Below are 15,612 nucleotides of genomic sequence, written 5' to 3'. Positions count from 1 at the left end.
GGACGGCATTTAAAGGATGCTGACGTGGTCAACCCTACCGGGACTCCTGGTCCCCTGCGACCGTCCGGCCGGACGGTGCACGGCCCCCGGCGACGGCCCCCAGGACGCCGTTGACGAACCCGGCCGACTCCTCGGTCGAGAGCGACTGCGCGAGCTCGACCGCCTCGGCGATGGCGACGCCGTCGGGCACGTCGGCGTTGAACCGGATCTCCCAGACGCCCATGCGCAGGATGCACCGGTCGAGGACCGGCATCCGCGCGATCGACCAGCCCTGGGCGTGGTCGACGATCACGGCGTCGATCTCGGCGCGCGCTTCCTCGACGCCGGTGACGACCTGCCTGGCGTAGTCCCAGCTGGACGCACGCTCGGGCTGGTCCAGGTGCCGGACGGTCTCCGTGGCGAGGACGTCCGCGATCGGGAGATCGCGGACCTCCGCCACGTACAACATGTCGAGGGCGCGCTTGCGGGCCTTGGAACGAGCGCTCATTCGTTGACGCGGCCGAGGTAGTTGCCGTCGCGCGTGTCGATCTTCACCTTGGTGTCGGTCTCCAGGTACAGCGGCACCTGGATCTGGTAGCCGGTGGCCTTGATCGTCGCGGGCTTGGTGCCGCCGGACGAGCGGTCGCCCTGCAGGCCGGGCTCGGTCTCGATCTCGGTGACGATCGAGGTCGGGAGCTCGATGTAGAGCGGGTTGCCCTCGTTCATCGCGATGGTGACCATCGCGGACTCGAGCAGGAAGTTCTTCGCGTCGCCGACGACCGTCGCGGGGACCGGGATCTGGTCGTAGGTGTCGGTGTCCATGAACACGTACGAGTCGCCGTCCTCGTAGAGGAACTGGTAGTCGCGACGGTCGACCGTCGCGGTCTCGATCTTGGCGCCCGCGTTGAACGTGCGGTCGACGACCTTGCCGGAGACGACGTTCTTCAGCTTGGTGCGCACGAACGCACCGCCCTTGCCGGGCTTGACGTGCTGGAACTCGACGACCGACCAGAGCTGCCCGTCGATGATGAGAACGGCGCCGTTCTTGATGTCAGTGGTACTGGCCATGAGTCTTCGATGTCCCGTTCGTATTGATGAGTGAAGTGTTCGGGCGGCTGGCGCCCGGTGTCGGGCGCGCGCCCCGGTCGAGTGTAGCCGACGGCGTCACTCCCGCCGTCGTGCCCGCCACGCGTCGATCGCCGCCCAGACCAGCAGCACCACCGCGGCGCCGCCGAGCAGGCCACCGGCCGCTGCGGTGCTCAACGCCGCAGTCGGCCGCGCGGGCGACGCCAGGTAGACGATGGCGAGCACGCCCGCTCCTGCGCCGAGCAGCACGAGGAGCACCCGGCGGATCAGACCGGACAGCGTCCGGCGGTCCCGCTGGTCCGCGAAGAGCCGGATGTTGACGGTCAGCTTCCCGGTCTCGATCGCCTCGCCGATCCGGTCGACGCGGCGCGGCAGGCGCCGTGCGGTGGACACGAGCCCGAAGAGCTCCTTCAGCGCGACGTCCCGCAGCTTGCCGGGGCGCAGCTGGTCGCGGATCTGCTCACGAGCGAGGTTTCGCGATTCGTCGAGCAGGTCGAAGCTCGGCACCAGGGTCCGGAGCGTTCCCTCGAAGATCGCGAGCGCCCTGGCCGCGGCCACGAAGTCCGGCGGGGCCTTCAGCCGGTACTGCCCGAACACCTCGACCGCACGGTCGACGGTCTCGACGCCGATGCGCGCGCCCGGCCCGAGCTCCTCGGCCACGAACCGGGCGATGTCCCGTCGGAAGTCCGGCTCGTCCTGCGCCCGCCGAACCGGGGCCATCCGCAGTACCGCGTCCGCGATCCGGGAGGTGTCGTCCTGCAGGTAGGACGCGAGCAGTTCCTGCACGATGTCGCGGAGCCCCGGGTCGAGCCGTCCGACCGACCCGAAGTCGATCAGTGCCGGCCGACCGTCGGGGAGCAGGAGCACGTTCCCCGGGTGCATGTCGGCGTGGTAGATGCCGTCGAAGACCACCTGCCGGAGGAACACACGCAGGATCGCCCGCATCGGCTCGTCCAGGTCGCGGTCGGACCTGGCGGCCCGGATCGCGCTCAGGGTGTCGCCCTCGAGGAACTCCATCACGAGCACGCGGCGGCCGGACAGCTCCGGGTACGAGTCGGGGAGGCGCACCTCGTCCGGACGCGCGCTCCGTGCCTGCGCCGCGCGGAGTGCCTCGAGGTTGCGGAGCTCCGACGTGAAGTCGACCTGTCTGACGAGGTCGGCCGCGTACTGCGCCGCGACGTCCTGCACGCCGATCTGCCGGGCTTCGGTCGAGGTGCGGGCCATGAACCGCACGACCCGGAGCGCGATGTCCACGTCGCGTCGGACGGCGTCGTCGATGCCGGGTCGCTGGACCTTCACGGCGACCGCCGTGCCGTCGTGCAGTCGGGCACGGTGGACCTGCGCGATCGACGCGGCCGCGACGGGTGTCGTGTCGAACGACTGGAAGACCTCGTCGAGGGGCGCGTGCAGATCGGTGGCGAGCAGCGCAGCGACGGCAGCGGGGTCCGCCGGCGTCACGTTGCGCTGCAGGTGCGCGAGGCCCTCCGTCCACTCGTCGGGCAACAGGTCGTCCCTGGTCGACAGCAGCTGCCCCATCTTCACGAACCCGCCGCCGGCTTCTTCGAGCGCGCGGCGGAGGTGCTCCGCCTGATCGCGGCGTTTGTCGGACGTCTCCGGGTCGCGTGAGAAGTCGAGCCGCCGGAACGGCACCAGGCCGTGTCGACGGGCGATGGACAGGAGCTCGGCGAACCGGCGCGCACGGGTGCGGAGCGTTCCGGGCTCCGCCGCCGGCCCGGCGCCGAGGTCGCTCAGGCGGGGTGGGTTGGGCACTCGGCCAGCATGCTCCCCCGGGCTGGGCTTCCGCAGACGGCCCCTCCACAGCCGGGAGGCTCGGCGCGCGTCCCACAGATCGGCCGACCGCCGCCTGGTGGCTCGGTCCGCCGCACCCGTCCAGACCGCCGGCGGGCATTCGCCAACGGCGCCACGCCCGAGGAATGGGCCGAGTTCCACCGCACCAACATCATCACGGTGTCGATGCGCGTGAAGTGGTGGTGGCGGAGGACGCTCCACGTCCTCCGATGAGCTCGGGCTAGACGCCGACCTCCTGGTAGGCGGTGAAGAGCAGGTGGTCCTCCGGCCCCTCGAGCGTGACGGGCTTGCCGACCCCGTCGAGGATGATGAAGCGCAACATCCCGGCACGTGCCTTCTTGTCGCGGCGCATCGTGGCGAGGAGCCCCTCCCACCGGCCGAGCGGGTACGTGGTGGGGAGCGACAGCGAATCGAGGACGGCACGGTGCCGGTCCACCGTCGCGTCGTCGAGGTGCCCGGTCAACCGGGCGAGTTCCGCAGCGAACACCATGCCGACCGAGACCGCCGCACCGTGCCGCCACTGGTACCGCTCGGCGTGCTCGATCGCGTGCCCGAGCGTGTGCCCGTAGTTGAGGATCTCGCGGCGGCCCTGCTCGGTGAAGTCGTCCGACACCACCTGCGCCTTCAGTTCGATGGCGAGCTCGACCACTCGGCGGAACTCCGGCGTCGTGGGATCGGTCGCGCGGTCGACGTCGGCTTCGACGATGTCGAGGATCTCCGGCACGGCGATGAACCCGGCCTTCACGATCTCCGCGAACCCGGTGAGCACGTCGTTGCGCGGCAGCGTCAGCACGAGGTCGATGTCCGCGACGACCGCCTTCGGCGGATAGAACGCGCCGACGAGGTTCTTGCCCTCGTTCGTGTTGATGCCGGTCTTGCCGCCGACACTCGCGTCCACCATGCCGAGCACGCTCGTCGGGATCGCGATGTACGGCACTCCGCGGAGCCACGTCGCAGCGACGAACCCGGCGAGGTCGGTGACGGCTCCCCCACCGAGCCCGATCACGGCGTCGGTCCTGGTGAAGTCCGACTGCCCCATGATCTGCCAGCAGAACGCCGCGACCTCGATGCGCTTGGCGGCCTCGGCGTCCGGGACCTCGGCGATGAGCGCCTCGAGGCCGGCGTCGACCAGTTGCACGCGGAGCTCCTCAGCGCGTGCACCGAGGGTCGGCGCGTGCACGATGAGCACCTTGGCGACCCGCGGTCCGAGGAGCGCAGGCACGGAGCCGAGCAAGCCGTTGCCGACCGCCACGACGTACCCGTCGTCGCCCCCGACGCGGATCTCGGTGGTGCCCTCTGGCAGGATCGACTCGGTCACGGTGTTCCTCCTGTTGTCCCCCGCACCCACGCGACGACGTCGTCGACGACGTGCGACATCGGGCGGCGGGAGGTGTCGACGACGATGTGCGCCAGCTCCGCGTAGGTCGCGGCGCGCTCGTCCATGATGGTCTGCCAGGCGTCGATGCCGCCGGACGCCAGCAACGGCCGGTCCGAGCCGTTGATCCGCTCGGCGACGGCTTCGGGTGAGACGGTGAGGAGGACGACGCGCGCCCCGGCCATCGCGTCACGGGTGGCCGCGTGGGTCACGGCTCCCCCACCCACGGCGATCACGCCACCCGACGCCATCGCCGCGGCCACCGCATCGGCCTCGAGCGCCCGGAACGCCGGTTCGCCGCGGTCCGCGAAGATCCCGGGGATCGGTCCGTGCTCTCGGACGATCACCCGGTCGGTGTCGGTGAACGGCACGCCGAGCTGCTTCGCGACGCGCTTGCCGACGCTCGACTTGCCGGCGCCCATCGGTCCGATGATGACGACGGGAGCCGCGGCGTGCTCGTCGCTCACCAGGTGCTGGACGGCTCAGCCGGCTCGGTGCGGCGTGAACGCAGGGTCTCCGGGATCGACGCGAGGTACGACTCGAGGTTGCGCTTGGTCTCCACGACGTTGTCGCCACCGAACTTCTCGAGCACGGCGTCGGCGAGCACGAGCGCGACCATGGCCTCGGCGACCACACCGGCGGCCGGGACGGCGCAGACGTCCGAGCGCTGGTGGTGCGCGGAGGCGTCCTCACCCGTGGCGACGTCGATGGTGTGCAGCGCGTGCGGGACCGTGGCGATCGGCTTCATCCCCGCGCGGACGCGCAGCACGGTCCCGGTGGACATGCCGCCCTCGGTCCCACCGGCGCGGTCGCTCGTGCGGATGATCTCGCCGTCCTCGCGGAACAGCTCGTCGTGCGCCTCGGAACCGCGGCGGGCAGCCGTCTGGAACCCGTCGCCGATCTCGACGCCCTTGATCGCCTGGATGCCCATGATCGCGGCGGCGAGACGCGCGTCGAGACGACGGTCCCACTGCACGTGCGAGCCGAGCCCCGGCGGGACGCCGTAGAACAGCACCTCGACGACACCGCCGAGGGTGTCGCCGTCCTTCTTCGCCGCCTCGACCTCGGTGACCATGCGGGCAGAGGTGTCGGCGTCGAAGCAGCGCAGCTGGTCCTCGTCGAGCCGGTCGACGTCGTCGGGCTGGGGCAGTGCGGTGCCGTCGGGAACGCGGACGGTCCCGACCTGCAGCGTGTGCGCGACCGACCGGATGCCGAGTTCGGCGAGGAACGACTTCGCGACGGCACCGAGGGCGACGCGCGCCGCGGTCTCGCGAGCCGAGGCACGTTCGAGGATCGGGCGGGACTCGTCGAACCCGTACTTCTGCATGCCGACCAGATCGGCGTGCCCCGGACGCGGGCGGGTCAGCGGGGCGCTGCGACCACGCGAGAGCTCGGTCTGCTCGACCGGCTCCGGGTTCATCACCTCGACCCACTTCGGCCACTCGGTGTTGCCGATGCGGATCGCGATCGGGCTGCCGAGGGAGTACCCGTGCCGGACGCCACCGGACACGTGCAGCTCGTCCTGCTCGAACTTCATGCGCGAGCCGCGGCCGTAGCCGAGCTTGCGCCGTGCGAGGTCGGTACGGATGGACTCGAACGACACCGGGACGCCGGCGGGCAGGCCCTCGAGCATCGCGATCAGTTCGGGTCCGTGGGACTCACCAGCGGTCAACCAACGAAGCATGGTGTCCATCCTCCCACAGCGCCGGGGCCCGAGTCGTTACTGGTACGAGGGGTTCGCGCGGAGCCACGCCTGGAACTGCTTCACCGCCTGCTGGTGCTCGGCGTAGGTGTCCGAGAAGACCGTCTCGCCCGTCTCGAGGTTCACCGTGACGAAGTACAGCCAGTTGCCGGTGGCCTCTTGGGTGACCGCCTTGATGGCGATGTCACCGGGGTTCGAGATCGGCGCGGGCGGCAGTCCCTCGTGCTGGTAGGTGTTGTACGGGTTCGAGGCGTCGTTCCGCTCGGCGTCGGTGGTGGTCACCCGGTGGGTGTTCCCCGTGCCGTACGCGACGGTCGCGTCCGACTGCAGCTTCATGCCCTGGTCGAGGCGGTTCTGGAACACGCGCGCGACCTTCGGGTAATCGGCTGCCAGGCCGGCTTCCTTCTGCACGAGGGACGCGAACACGATGACGTGCTCCTGGTCCGCCTCGGCCACGCCGGCGTCCTTCAGGTGCTGCTTCATCGTGTCGACCATGGACTGGAAGTACTGCTTCGCGGTCCAGCCCGGGTTGATCGGGTACGTCGCCGGGAAGAGCCAGCCCTCGAGGGTGGTCACGCCGCTCGGCAGCCCGTAGGCGGAGACGTCCTTCGCGGCCGACGACACCTCGGCTTCGCTCAGCCCGGCCTTCGAGACCATGCCGGCCTCGATGTCCTTGAGCGCGGTGCCCTCCGGGATCACGATGGACGCGGTGACCTTGTTGTCCTTGTCCTGCAGCGCCGCGAGCGCGGCCTTCGAGCTCATGTGCTTCTTCAGCGCGTAGGAACCCGGCTGGAACTGGACGTCGCCGGATGCCAGCAGGAGCTTGTAGAACGCGGTCGACGTCTTCACGACGCCGCTCCGCTGCAGGGTCTTCGCGACGTCCTCGCCGATGTCGCCCTGTTTGATGGTGATGGTGACCTTCGAGGTCCCGTTCCCGGTGTAGTCGTCGGTCTCCTTCGCGCCGGTGAGCGCTCCGATGACCTGCTGCACCTTCGGCGCAGCGAACGTGTACGCGCCGATGCCGGCCGCCAGCACGACGGCGACGATGACGATGCCGGCGATCAGTGCGCCGCGCGACCGACGACGCGGCTCACGGGGCGGCCTGGAGGCTCCACCGCGTCCGCCTCGACGCCCACGTCCGCGGCCTCCCGCCGATCCGCCACCGGTGCTGCCGCCACCGGTGCTGCCGGCACCGTCGCCGTCGCCTGGCGCAGGCGCTGCCGCCCCCTCGGTGAGCAGGCCGTGCACCTCCGGGTGGAGCTCGTCGACGGACCGTGCCACCGGAGCGTCGGCCGGTGAGACCGGCCGCTCCGCGTCGTCCCGGGGCGACCCGGCGGCCGCGCGAGCCGACGTCGCTTCCCGGGCACGAGCCTCCCGTCTAGACAGCGGGCGCGCTGCGGCACCGTCGGCGGAGCGGACGTCGTCGCGTCCATCGGGTGCACCGTCGGCGGGCTTCGCCCGCCGCTCGGCGTCGTTGCCGGGCGCGATGATCGCGTTCCAGTCCAGGTCGTCTGCCAACGGTCCTCGGTCTCTCGGTCGGGAAGACTCCGCGGGGGCTCCGTCGCTGCGGTGGCGACGGGAGGGCAGCCCTACTCGGGGAGCGTGGCCCCGGGTGGGGCGCCGGACGCGCGCTCGTGGTCGAGCGCATGTTGCAGAATGATAACAGCGGCCGCTTGGTCGATGACGGACCGCGACTTCTTGGCGTTGCGTCCCGCCTGCCGCATCCCCCGCTGGGCGGTCACCGTCGACAGTCGCTCGTCGACCAGACGGACGGGTCGGTGCTCGGCGATCCTGGCCGCGAACCCCCGTGCGTCCGTCGTGGACGGCGTGTCCGCGCCGGACATCGACAGCGGCAGCCCGACGACGATCTCGAGCACGTCGTACTCCTCGGCGATCGTCAGGATCCGCCGCAGATCAGCGTCGTCGTCGCGCGCGACGGTCTCCACCGGCGTGGCGAGGAGTCCGTCGCGGTCGCAGACGGCGACACCGATCCGGGCGCGTCCGACGTCGACGCCGAGCCGGCGTCCGGATCGGATCGTCATGGTCAGGCCGACAACCGCGCGGTCACCGCACGGAGCGCTTCTGGCAGTGCCGCGGCGTTCGTGCCGCCACCCTGTGCGAGGTCGGGCTTCCCGCCACCCCCACCGCCGAGGACACCGGCGGCTTCCTTGGCGAGGGGTCCGGCCTGGATCCCGGCCGCACGGGCGGCGTCGTTCGTCGCGACGATGACGGCCGGCTTGTCGTTGACCACGGCGCCGAGGACGACCACCGCCGCGCCGTCGCCGAGCTGGGCGCGGACACCGGTGGCGAGCGACCGCAGGTCGTCCGCGGACCCGAGGTTCTCGACCGACTCGGCGACCACGGTGGTCCCGCCGATCGTCGTCGCCTGACGGGCGATCGCCGGTACCCGCTGCTGGAGCCCGGCCGACTCGAACTCCGCGATGCGCTTCTGCGCGACACGGAGGTCCTCCATCAGGGACTGGACACGGGTGGGGAGGTCGGCGCGGGGGGCCTTCAGCGCGCTCGAGAGCTGCGACACGATCGTGCGCTCGACCGCGAGGTCGCGGAAGCCCTCGAGTCCGACGAGGGCCTCGACACGACGGTTGGTGGAACCGACGCTGGATTCGCCGACCAGGTTCACGAGACCGACCTGCGAGCTGGACGCGACGTGCGTCCCACCGCAGAGCTCACGCGACCACGGGCCACCGATGTCGACCATGCGGACCTCGGCGCCGTACTTCTCGCCGAACAGCGCCTGCGCACCGAGTTCCTTCGCCTGGTCGAGCGGCATGATCCTGGTCGAGACCTCGAGGTCGGAGCGGATCGCGGTGTTCACGACCTCTTCGATCTCGGAACGGGTCTCGAGCGAGACGGGCTGGCTCCACGAGAAGTCAAGGCGCATGTAGCCGGACTTGTTGTACGAACCGGCCTGCAGCGCTTCCGGCCCGAGGATGTCGCGGAGCGCCGCGTTCACGAGGTGGGTGGCGGAGTGGGCCTGGGTCGCGCCCCTGCGGTACTCGGCGTCGACCACGGTGGTGGCTGCGTCGCCGACGCCGACCTCACCGGAGCGGACCTGCACCTTGTGGCTCCACAGTCCGGACACCGGTCGCTGCACGTCGAGGACCTCGAGGTCGAAGCCGTTGCCGACGATCGAGCCCTGGTCGGCGTCCTGCCCGCCGGACTCCGCGTACAGCGTCGTCTCGCTGAGGACGACCTCGGCGATGTCGCCGGCGACCGCACGGTCGACGCTCTGGCCGTCGACGATGAGGCCGAGCACGCGGGACTCGGCTTCGAGGGCGTCGTACCCGAGGAACGTGGTCTCGCCGGAAGCACGGAACGCGCTATAGACACTGAGGTCGGCCAGCGCGGTCTTCTTGCTCTTGGCGTCCGCCTTGGCACGCGCACGCTGCTCCGACATCAGGGTGTCGAACGCGGTGCGGTCGACGTGGACGCCGGCTTCCTCGGCCATCTCCATCGTCAGGTCGATCGGGAAGCCGAACGTGTCGTGCAGCAGGAACGCGGTGTCCCCGCCGATCGACGGCTGGTTGTCCTGCTTCGCACGGTCCACCGCGACGTCGAGGATCGTCGTCCCCTGTGCCAGGGTGCGGAGGAAGGTCTCTTCCTCCGCGTAGGCGATGCGCGAGATGCGGTCGTAGTCGGACGCGACCTCGGGGTAGGCGTCACGCATGGCGTCACGCGACGCAGGGAACAGCTCGGGGAACGTCGCGCCCTCGACGCCGAGCAGACGCATCGCCCGGACCGTGCGGCGCAGCAGACGGCGGAGGATGTAGCCGCGTCCCTCGTTCGACGGCGTGACGCCGTCGGCGATGAGCATGAGCGAGGACCGCACGTGGTCGGCGATGACGCGCATGCGGACGTCGTCCTCGTGCACCGCGCCGTAACGACGACCGGAGACCTCAGCCGCCTTGTCGAGGACCGGGCGAACCTGGTCGATCTCGTACATGTTGTCGACGCCCTGCTTGATGAAGGCGACGCGCTCGAGCCCCATGCCGGTGTCGATGTTCTTGTTCGGCAGCTCGCCGGTGATCTCGAAGTCGTACTTCGACCGCACGTCGGCGATCTGGTACTGCATGAACACGAGGTTCCAGATCTCGACGTAGCGGTCGTCGTCCGTCGCCGGACCACCGTCGATGCCGTACTCCGGGCCGCGGTCGAAGAAGATCTCCGAGCAGGGGCCGGCTGGGCCGGGCTGGCCGGTCGACCAGTAGTTGGTGTCCTTGCCGAGTCGCTGGATGCGTTCGTCGGGCAGGGACGAGTGCTGCTTCCAGAACGCGATCGCCTCGTCGTCGTCCTCGTACACCGTGACCCACAGGTCGTCAGGCGAGAAACCGAGCCCTCCGTCGGGCTCCGGCGAGGTGAGGAACTCCCAGGCGTACTGGATCGCCTGCTCCTTGAAGTAGTCGCCGAAGGAGAAGTTGCCGTTCATCTGGAAGAACGTGCCGTGCCGCGGGGTCTTGCCGACCTCTTCGATGTCGTTGGTGCGGATGCACTTCTGCACGCTCGTCGCGCGGGGGTACGGCGCGGGGATGAGTCCGGTCAGGTACGGGATGAACGGGACCATGCCGGCCACCGTGAACAGCAGCGACGGGTCGTCCGAGACGAGCGAGGCGGACGGGACGACGGTGTGGCCGCGGTCACCGAAGTACTGGAGCCAACGGCGGCGGATCTCTGCGGTCTGCATGGTGCTTCCTGATGACGTGGAACGGGTACGGGCGCTGGGGCTGTGCGGTGCGACGGTGTCGCCGCGTGTCGGTGCGACGGTCAGTCGTCGGTGCGGAGCTCGGCTTCACGGGAGCGGTACCCGTCGGCCACGGCACCGGTGAAGGCCTTCGTGCGGGCATCGACCTCGGCGAAGAACTTCGCGCCCGACGAGGTCCTGCTGACCCTGTGGGCGACGAGGAACCCGATGACGACGCCAACGGCGACGGCGAACAGCTGCTTCACGGTGCCTCCCTCTCGCACGCGCCGTGGCGCGCGTCCGACCAGCTTAGTCGTCGCTCCGGGAACGCAGAACGGCGGGCCGTCCGATGTGGACGACCCGCCGTTCAGGCGGTGCAGTGGATCAGCGAGCCGCGTAGTACTCGACGACCAGCTGGACCTCGCAGGTCACGGGGACCTCGGCGCGCTTCGGGCGACGCACGAGGCGGGCCTGGAGCTTGTCGATCTCGACCTCGAGGTAACCAGGGACCTTCGGGAGGACTTCCTGGTGGCCACCGGCAGCGGCGACCTGGAAGGGCTCGAGCGACTCGGAGCGCTGCTTGACGTGGATCAGCTGGCCCTCCTTGACGCGGAAGGAGGGGCGGTCGACGAGCTTGCCGTCGACGAGGATGTGGCGGTGCACGATCAGCTGACGGGCCTGCGCGGTGGTGCGGGCGAAGCCGGCACGCAGCACGAGGGCGTCGAGGCGCTGCTCGAGCAGCTCGACCAGGTTCTCACCGGTCAGGCCGTTGGTCTTGCGGGCCTCTTCGAAGACGATGCGCAGCTGCTTCTCGCGGATGCCGTACTGGGCGCGCAGACGCTGCTTCTCACGGAGGCGGACGGCGTAGTCGCTGTCGGCACGACGACGCGTGCGGCCATGCTCACCGGGGCCGTAGGGGCGCTTCTCGAGGTACCGGGCCGCCTTCGGCGTCAGCGGGATGCCGAGCGCGCGAGACAGGCGGGTCTTGCTGCGGGTACGTGACTTGGTAGACACAGGGTCCTTTTCTCTGTTGTTGCTGAACTGAACACGGGTCCCGGCACGCGCACGTGCCGACGAACCCCGTGAAGGGATCCAGAGGGATGAGCCTGTGGGATCGGACGGCTACAGTCCGAACCTCTGCCCCCGTGCCGACACAACGCTCTGCGCTGCGTGGCACTCTGTCCCCGACGCAGCCGCACGCGGGGACCAGGACGTAGGCCCGTCAACGATAGCAGGCTTCAGGCGTCCCCAGAAGTGCCGCGCGTGATCTTCCGGAGCCGGTCGAGCCGCGGCCCGACTTCTCGCTCGTAGCCGTTCGCGGTCGGCGTGTAGTACTCGGTGCCCTCGAGCGCGTCGGGGAGGTACTGCTGCTCCGCCACACCGTGCTCGGCGTCGTGGGAGTAGATGTAGCCCTTGCCGTGCCCGAGCCGCTTCGCACCGGCGTAGTGGGCGTCCCGGAGGTGGTTCGGCACGACGCCCATCCGGCCGGCCTTGACGTCGGCCATCGCCGCGTTGACGCCGTTGTACGCGGCGTTCGACTTCGGCGCCGTCGCCAGGTACACGACCGCTTCTGCCAGGGGGATCCGTCCCTCCGGCATGCCGATCAGCTGCACCGCCTGTGCCGCGGCGACGGCGATCGGGAGCGCCTGGGGGTCTGCCATGCCGATGTCCTCGGACGCGGAGATGATGATGCGCCTGGCGATGAACCGGGAGTCCTCTCCTGCCTCGATCATCCGGGCCAGGTAGTGCAGCGCGGCGTCGACGTCGCTCCCCCGCACCGACTTGATGAACGCGCTGATGACGTCGTAGTGCTCGTCGCCCTGCCGGTCGTAGCGGAGCAGCGCGCGGTCGACGGCGGCCGCGACCGTGTCGGCGTCGACCACCGGCACACTGTCGTCGTCGTCGTCCTGTGCAGCCCCGGCCGAGGCGGCGGCGGCTTCCAGCGCCGTGAGCGCACGACGGGCGTCGCCGGATGCGAGCCGCACGATGGCGGAGCGTGCTTCGTCGCCGAGGACGACGGACCCACCGAGGCCACGGGGGTCCTCCACCGCACGGTCGACGAGCATGCCGAGGTCGGCGTCGGTGAGCGGCTTCAGGGTGAGCAGGAGCGACCGGGACAGCAGCGGCGAGATGACCGAGAACGACGGGTTCTCGGTCGTGGCCGCGATGAGGATCACCCAGCCGTTCTCGACCCCGGGGAGCAGCGCGTCCTGCTGCGCCTTGCTGAAGCGGTGGATCTCGTCGAGGAACAGCACCGTGGTCGAGCCGTAGAGGTCACGGTGCGTGAGGGCCTTCTCCATCACCTCTCGCACGTCCTTGACGCCGGCGGTCACCGCGGAGAGCTCGACGAACTCGCGTCCGGACTGGCGGGCGATCGCCTGCGCCAGGGTGGTCTTGCCGGTGCCGGGGGGTCCCCAGAGGATCACGGAGACACCGCCGGGGTTCTCACGCGTGCCGGTCGCGAGCTGCACGAGCGGTGAACCGCGCCCGAGGAGGTGCTGCTGACCGGCGACTTCGTCGAGGCTGGTCGGACGCATCCGGACGGCGAGCGGCACGGAGCCCTGCGCCAGACCGACACGCCCACCGGTCGTGGGCGCGGTCATGCCCGATCGATCCGATGCCATGCCCCCAATCGTAGGTGGAACCACTGACAGCCGACTCATGGGAGCGGGTCCGATACGCTCGCAAGCACACTGCGACGAGAGGGCAGACCAGCACCGTGGCACCGAAGAACCAGGCGCGTGACAACCGTGAGGCGCGCGAGCGGCTCCGTCTCTACGAGGCTCGACAGGGCCTCCACGACCGGCAACGCCGCCGACGTGTGCGGGACAACGTCATCGGGATCAGCGCGCTCGTGGCCGTCGCGGCACTCGCGACGGGGTCCCAGCTCGCCTTCGCCGGCTCGCGGCCCGACGCGAAGCCGAGTGCGAGCGCCAGCGCCAGCGCCAGCAGCACGCCGACTCCCTCGGCCAGCGCCACCCCCGCGAACACCGGGGACGTCCCGAGCAAGTCCATCGCGAAGGACTCGACGTGGACGGGGTCGCTCACGCTGAACAAGGACGTGAAGCTCGGGATCGAACTCGACGGGAAGAAGGCGCCGCAGGCCACGAGCGTCGAGATCGACCTGATCCGCAAGCAGTTCTACGAGGGCACGACCTGCCACCGGCTCGCCGACAGCGACGGGTTCGAGTTCCTGCAGTGCGGTTCGGCGAACGGCGACGGCACGGGCGACGCTGGATTCCAGTACGGACCGATCGAGAACACGCCGAGCGACGACGTCTACGACAAGGGCACGATCGCGATCGCCCGCAGCTCGTCCACGTACTCCCAGTCGACGCAGTTCTTCATCGTCTACGGCGACACCACGCTCGACGGCTCGACCGGCGGCTACACCGTGGTCGGCAAGGTCACCAGCGGCCTGTCGGACCTGGTGTCGAAGATCACGTCGAAGGGCATCTCGGACGCCGGTTCTGACGGCACCGGGGAGCCGAAGGTGAAGACCACGATCACCGGCGCGACGATCAAGCAGGAGCAGTAGTCCACAGACCAGCACACTGGCGGGTCGCGGGGCTCGCCAGTGCAATAGGGTGGCTTCCTGACCGTACCGACGGTGACGTCGGTGATGCACGACCACGATCGAGGCGAGACCTGTGGGATCTGACGAAGCAACGACCTGGGGGCGGGTCGACGATGACGGCACCGTGTACGTCCGGTACCAGGACACCGAGCGTGTCGTGGGTGAGTACCCGGACGCCACCCCCGAAGAAGCACTCGCCTACTTCGCGCGCAAGTACGCCGACCTCGAAGGTCAGGTGAAGATCGCGGAGCAGCGCGTGCAGCGCGGCGCGTCCGCGAACGACGTCGCCAGGACGGTCGAGCACCTGACCGCGCTCGTCGGCGAAGCCCGCGTCGTCGGCGACGTCAAGTCCCTCGAAGACCGCGTCGCAGCGCTCTCCGAGCAGCTGGGGTCGCTGACCAAGGAGCAGGCGGAGCAGGCCCAGCAGGCCCTCGCCGAGGCACTCGCGTTCCGCACCGCCCTCGTCGAGGAAGCCGAGGCACTCGCAGCGGTCGACCCGGCACGCGCGCAGTGGAAGCAGATCACCGCGCAGCTCGACGACGTGTTCGCGCGGTGGCAGCAGCACCAGCACGACGGGCCGCGGATCCCCAAGAACGAAGCGAACGAGCTGTGGAAGCGGTTCCGTGCCGCACGGTCCACGGTGGACCAGCACCGTCGCGCGTTCTACTCCGAACTCGACGCGCAGCACCGGGACGCCCGCACCCGCAAGCAGGAGCTCGTCCAGCAGGCCGAAGCGCTCGCGCCCCGTGGTTCGGACGCCATCCCGACCTACCGCCAGCTCCTCGACGACTGGAAGCGCGCCGGGCGTGCGGGCAAGCGCCACGACGACGCGCTCTGGGCACGGTTCAAGGCCGCGGGTGACGTGCTGTTCGAACAGCGTCACGCCGAGAGCGCCGCGGAGAACGAGGAGTACTCCGCCAACCTCGAAGCGAAGCTCGCCGTCCTGACCGAGGCCGAGCCGCTCCTCCAGCAGAACGACCGGGTCGCGGCCCGCAAGACCCTCACGGACATCCAGCGCCGGTGGGACGAGATCGGCAAGGTCCCCCGCGGGGACGTCCGCCGCATCGAGGACCGCCTCCGCGCGGTGGAGGACCACGTCCGCGGGCTCGAGGAGGCGCACTGGCGCGAGTCGAACCCGGAGCGCAAGGCCCGTACGACCGGGCTCGCGAGCCAGCTCGAGGACGCGATCGGCAAGCTCGAAGCCGAACTCGAGTCCGCCAAGGCCTCCGGGGACGCCCGCAAGATCAAGGACGCCCAGGAAGCCCTCGACGCCCGCAAGATCTGGCTCGACGCGCTCGGCAGCTGACCCAGCGCGACGGCTGACACTGCAGCACCACGACGAAGCCCCGGCGGATCCGCCGGGGCCTTCGTCGTGGTGCGGGACC

14 protein-coding genes are annotated in these 15,612 nt (G+C 70.1%); 2 read left to right on the top strand and 12 right to left on the bottom strand.

Annotation, left to right across the window (positions count from 1 at the left end; all coding sequences use genetic code 11):
* Positions 1-34 precede the first annotated feature (34 nt).
* The 12 genes from nusB to ACEN9V_RS01150 all read right to left on the bottom strand — a co-directional run bounded on the left by nusB (position 35) and on the right by ACEN9V_RS01150 (position 13,253).
* On the bottom strand, positions 35-487 hold the full coding sequence (gene nusB, locus ACEN9V_RS01205) for a transcription antitermination factor NusB (RefSeq protein ID WP_281264705.1): 453 nt from the start codon (positions 485-487) through the stop codon (positions 35-37).
* Positions 484-1,047 (bottom strand): elongation factor P, encoded by a 564-nt coding sequence (gene efp, locus ACEN9V_RS01200; protein ID WP_144758338.1) that lies wholly within the window; start codon positions 1,045-1,047, stop codon positions 484-486. The genes nusB and efp overlap by 4 nt, the downstream gene beginning before the upstream one ends.
* A 96-nt stretch (positions 1,048-1,143) precedes the next feature.
* Positions 1,144-2,835 carry an ABC1 kinase family protein gene (locus ACEN9V_RS01195; RefSeq protein WP_413601805.1) on the bottom strand — a complete coding sequence of 564 codons (1,692 nt, stop codon included), beginning with the start codon at positions 2,833-2,835 and terminating at the stop codon, positions 1,144-1,146.
* A 259-nt stretch (positions 2,836-3,094) separates the two neighbouring features.
* Positions 3,095-4,177, bottom strand: coding sequence for a 3-dehydroquinate synthase (gene aroB, locus ACEN9V_RS01190; protein ID WP_281267587.1), 1,083 nt, complete (start codon positions 4,175-4,177; stop codon positions 3,095-3,097).
* Between the two features lie 11 nt (positions 4,178-4,188).
* On the bottom strand, positions 4,189-4,716 hold the full coding sequence (locus ACEN9V_RS01185; RefSeq protein ID WP_413601804.1) for a shikimate kinase: 528 nt from the start codon (positions 4,714-4,716) through the stop codon (positions 4,189-4,191).
* Positions 4,713-5,933 carry a chorismate synthase gene (aroC, locus tag ACEN9V_RS01180; protein WP_281264709.1) on the bottom strand — a complete coding sequence of 407 codons (1,221 nt, stop codon included), beginning with the start codon at positions 5,931-5,933 and terminating at the stop codon, positions 4,713-4,715. Before aroC ends, ACEN9V_RS01185 begins: the two co-directional genes overlap by 4 nt.
* Positions 5,934-5,969: 36 nt before the next feature.
* Positions 5,970-7,469, bottom strand: coding sequence for an endolytic transglycosylase MltG (gene mltG, locus ACEN9V_RS01175; RefSeq protein WP_413601803.1), 1,500 nt, complete (start codon positions 7,467-7,469; stop codon positions 5,970-5,972).
* Positions 7,470-7,540: 71 nt separating this feature from the next.
* Positions 7,541-7,993 (bottom strand): Holliday junction resolvase RuvX, encoded by a 453-nt coding sequence (gene ruvX, locus ACEN9V_RS01170; RefSeq protein ID WP_413601802.1) that lies wholly within the window; start codon positions 7,991-7,993, stop codon positions 7,541-7,543.
* A gap of 2 nt (positions 7,994-7,995) precedes the next feature.
* Complete coding sequence (alaS, locus tag ACEN9V_RS01165) at positions 7,996-10,653, bottom strand: alanine--tRNA ligase (RefSeq protein WP_413601801.1); 2,658 nt, start codon at positions 10,651-10,653, stop codon at positions 7,996-7,998.
* An 80-nt stretch (positions 10,654-10,733) separates the two neighbouring features.
* Positions 10,734-10,916, bottom strand: coding sequence for a hypothetical protein (locus tag ACEN9V_RS01160; RefSeq protein WP_281264713.1), 183 nt, complete (start codon positions 10,914-10,916; stop codon positions 10,734-10,736).
* 118 nt (positions 10,917-11,034) lie between these two features.
* Positions 11,035-11,664, bottom strand: a complete 630-nt coding sequence (rpsD, locus tag ACEN9V_RS01155) for a 30S ribosomal protein S4 (RefSeq protein ID WP_281264714.1) — start codon at positions 11,662-11,664, stop codon at positions 11,035-11,037.
* A 224-nt stretch (positions 11,665-11,888) separates the two neighbouring features.
* Positions 11,889-13,253 carry a replication-associated recombination protein A gene (locus tag ACEN9V_RS01150; protein WP_281267588.1) on the bottom strand — a complete coding sequence of 455 codons (1,365 nt, stop codon included), beginning with the start codon at positions 13,251-13,253 and terminating at the stop codon, positions 11,889-11,891.
* A 116-nt stretch (positions 13,254-13,369) separates the two neighbouring features.
* Between ACEN9V_RS01150 and ACEN9V_RS01145 the strand changes: the two genes are divergently transcribed.
* Both ACEN9V_RS01145 and ACEN9V_RS01140 read left to right on the top strand, forming a co-directional pair.
* On the top strand, positions 13,370-14,188 hold the full coding sequence (locus ACEN9V_RS01145) for a peptidylprolyl isomerase (protein ID WP_413601800.1): 819 nt from the start codon (positions 13,370-13,372) through the stop codon (positions 14,186-14,188).
* 112 nt (positions 14,189-14,300) lie between these two features.
* Positions 14,301-15,533: a DUF349 domain-containing protein gene (locus ACEN9V_RS01140; protein ID WP_413601799.1), complete on the top strand. Its 1,233-nt coding sequence runs from the start codon at positions 14,301-14,303 to the stop codon at positions 15,531-15,533.
* The last annotated feature ends 79 nt before the right edge of the window (positions 15,534-15,612 follow it).

This window comes from Curtobacterium sp. Curtsp57, assembly GCF_047324335.1.
Classification (GTDB): Bacteria; Actinomycetota; Actinomycetes; order Actinomycetales; family Microbacteriaceae; genus Curtobacterium.
The sequence above is the reverse complement of the archived record's forward strand: the minus strand, read 5'-3'. Positions and strand labels throughout refer to the sequence as shown.